Origin of the sequence: Nostoc sp. WHI (genome assembly GCF_015714725.1) — a bacterium.
Classification (GTDB): Bacteria; Cyanobacteriota; Cyanobacteriia; order Cyanobacteriales; family Nostocaceae; genus Nostoc.
In genome coordinates this window covers 1-2,460 of record NZ_WBKM01000305.1, presented here as the reverse complement: position 1 = coordinate 2,460, position 2,460 = coordinate 1, and the positions used below count along the sequence as shown (strand labels likewise).

At 40.5% G+C, this 2,460-nt stretch carries 5 protein-coding genes; 3 read left to right on the top strand and 2 right to left on the bottom strand.

The genetic code is table 11. From position 1 onward, the window contains the following. Window positions 1–118 precede the first annotated feature (118 nt). Together F8S12_RS31385 and F8S12_RS31380 are read left to right on the top strand one after the other, a co-directional pair. On the top strand, window positions 119–334 hold the full coding sequence (locus F8S12_RS31385) for a hypothetical protein (RefSeq protein WP_196520228.1): 216 nt from the start codon (window positions 119–121) through the stop codon (window positions 332–334). 10 nt (window positions 335–344) lie between these two features. Further along, window positions 345–656, top strand: a complete 312-nt coding sequence (locus tag F8S12_RS31380; protein WP_196520227.1) for a hypothetical protein — start codon at window positions 345–347, stop codon at window positions 654–656. Between the two features lie 363 nt (window positions 657–1,019). Here F8S12_RS31380 and F8S12_RS31375 read toward each other — a convergent pair whose 3' ends face one another. Then, the gene (locus tag F8S12_RS31375; protein WP_196520226.1) at window positions 1,020–1,487 is read right to left on the bottom strand and encodes a helix-turn-helix domain-containing protein; all 468 of its coding nucleotides are present in this window, start codon (window positions 1,485–1,487) and stop codon (window positions 1,020–1,022) included. 58 nt (window positions 1,488–1,545) lie between these two features. Further along, the gene (locus tag F8S12_RS31370; RefSeq protein ID WP_230968397.1) at window positions 1,546–1,779 is read right to left on the bottom strand and encodes a hypothetical protein; all 234 of its coding nucleotides are present in this window, start codon (window positions 1,777–1,779) and stop codon (window positions 1,546–1,548) included. Window positions 1,780–1,932: 153 nt separating this feature from the next. Between F8S12_RS31370 and F8S12_RS31365 the strand changes: the two genes are divergently transcribed. Beyond that, the gene (locus tag F8S12_RS31365) at window positions 1,933–2,445 is read left to right on the top strand and encodes a hypothetical protein (protein ID WP_196520224.1); all 513 of its coding nucleotides are present in this window, start codon (window positions 1,933–1,935) and stop codon (window positions 2,443–2,445) included. Window positions 2,446–2,460: the final 15 nt, after the last annotated feature.

Below are 2,460 nucleotides of genomic sequence, written 5' to 3'. Positions count from 1 at the left end.
GTTTTGATGTAGAACTTGTGCTGTTGCAGCATTTGTTCAAGTTGGAGAGGGGTCGTGCGTTCGCGTAACAGCAAAATCATTTAAATCATAACCTCTATCAGGGAAAGGCATTCTAATTATGGAACGGAATCAAGCACAAGTAATTGCTGTAAGTCTCACTGGTACATTAGCGGCCATATCTATCGGGTATTCAGGAGTGCAATTTTTTGGCAGAAATACAATGTACACAATTGCTACAGCCATGTTTGGGCTGGGTACTGGAGGAGCTATCGGTCAGATTTTGGTAGAGAAAAGGCAGCAGCGAGTAGTACAAACACAGTCAAAACAAAGATAGGAGCAATCGTATGGAAACTTTAAAAGTTGTCACTATCCCGAATCACTGGAGATCACCAAAATACTCGTTAGGGCAAAGAACCAAGCAGGGAGTCATTGTTGGGATTCAATACTACCCACCCAATAATCTATTAACTGGCTTGTGTAATGAATCTTGGCGTTATGCTGTCTTAGATAAAAACGATTTTTCAGAAGTGTCACATCTCGAAGAGCAAAAAATTCATCCACTTACACCACTTGAATTACGCGCCGAACTTCAAGCTGAGATTGAAATGTATCAGCGTAAAATACTAATTCTCAAGGAACAGTTAACGGAGGCGTAGACTTATTATCCGGCAAGTAATGGAACAACGCGCAGATTTGAGTCAAGAGATTTAAGAAAAAAGCCCCAAAAACAGGGCTTTTTTTCATCCCTAGTTTTTTTCGTCAACTCTACCACTTCCTTTGTGACACCCATTCTGTATGGCTTTGAGTGCCTTACAGTGACACCAATTTCATAATTTAACCATGCCGCTTTTTGTGACATTCCTTTAATAGCAAGGGTTCTGGAGTTTTACTGAATCTTGCCGCTTTTTGTGACATCTATACACAGCAAGACTTTTGAATGTCACGGCATACTTTGCCGCTTAATTGTGCCGCTTTGTGACACAATACAACAAAAAAAAAGAGCTTGATTAAAAATCTCATTAGGCGGCGGAAGTACTTGCTAATTCCAGCCATCTCCTCAATTCTTCTTGCTTAATGATGCGTAACTTAGAGAAAGGAATACGGCGTTTAGATGCCCAACGGTACAGAGTTCGCAAAGTAACTTTGTAGCCTGTTTGCTCATATATATAGTCCGGTAATTCTCGCCCGAAGAGTGGAAATTCTGGGTTTTCTAAATCAATGCCAAATTTGGTAAGTTTTTCAAAATCTTTCATCAGTAACAATGAAACATCAGACAAAGAATATTTCTTGAAAGGGTTTTGACGTTTCAGGTATATCAGTCCTAGTAAATAGCAGCATTCTTTGAGCCTTACTTCTCGCTTGTAAGGCTGAACGCCACATATTCTTAAGCAGTTTCGCCAAGTTCGAGGACAAATATTCTTACCTAAAATATGTTCACAAGCTGTTTTTACCCAAGCAAGGCTGTATGAATCTTCAAAACTTGACATATTTTTTTGCTCCTTTTATTCCAAATAATGCCCAGCTTTAACCTGGGCATGAAAATTACTATTCTTCTCCCTGATTGGTAGTGTCGGGGGAAATTTTTCCTCTCAAGCGCTTGTTAATCATTCTCTTGTTACTACGCTCGACATAAGCACCAAAACCGTTTTCCCAAAATACACGGTGCAGTTCTGCTAACTTCCAACCCTCAAAGTCGGACAGTTCCTCTGCTTCTTCAAATAGTGCTGTTGGCACGTAAAGTTCAATCCGGGTCATTCCCTGTGCTTTCGTTCTAGGCATTGTTGCATCCATACTTAATCACCAAAATTATCAAATGATATTGCTTATGGGACAAGAACCCGACAAAATCTGGAGTTATTGTTGGCTTCTTATGTGATATGTAGCTAATATATTATATATTAGTGGTGTAGTAAGCACATACAAGGCAAAGAAATGGAAAAAGTCAAAGAAATTTTGCTGGCTAAAGGTATTGAGTGTGATGAGCAAGAGATTTTGTCTGCGGCATCAGCAATAGGCATGGATGTTAATGACTTGAATGATGCAGAAGCACAAGCGATCACTATTCAGATTCTTGAGCAACGAAAATCATCAGGAGCATTGACCAATACCAATGGCAAGTCTAAAAATGGCAACAGCAAGTTAGGTAAAAACTCCCCACGCCGCAAAACTACTCCCCCATTACAAGGAGCGATCGCTCACGCATCTCAGGTTTCAAACCAAGAAATTCAATCCTTGGAAGATGTTCTCAACGTCGGGATTGATGCTTACACAACTGATAAAGCAGACCAGTTGCTATCAACGATTCGCAATGCTCCCAAGGACGTGGTGAGCAAGTTTGTCTCTAAAGCGATGGAGGAAGAAGCTGACGTGGAATCCTTTCGTGCAATCGGTAACGAACTCGTTGAAGGGATTTTCGGTATTAGCTTGGCAAATGCAGCCGAGTAAATTTTTGGGATTAGC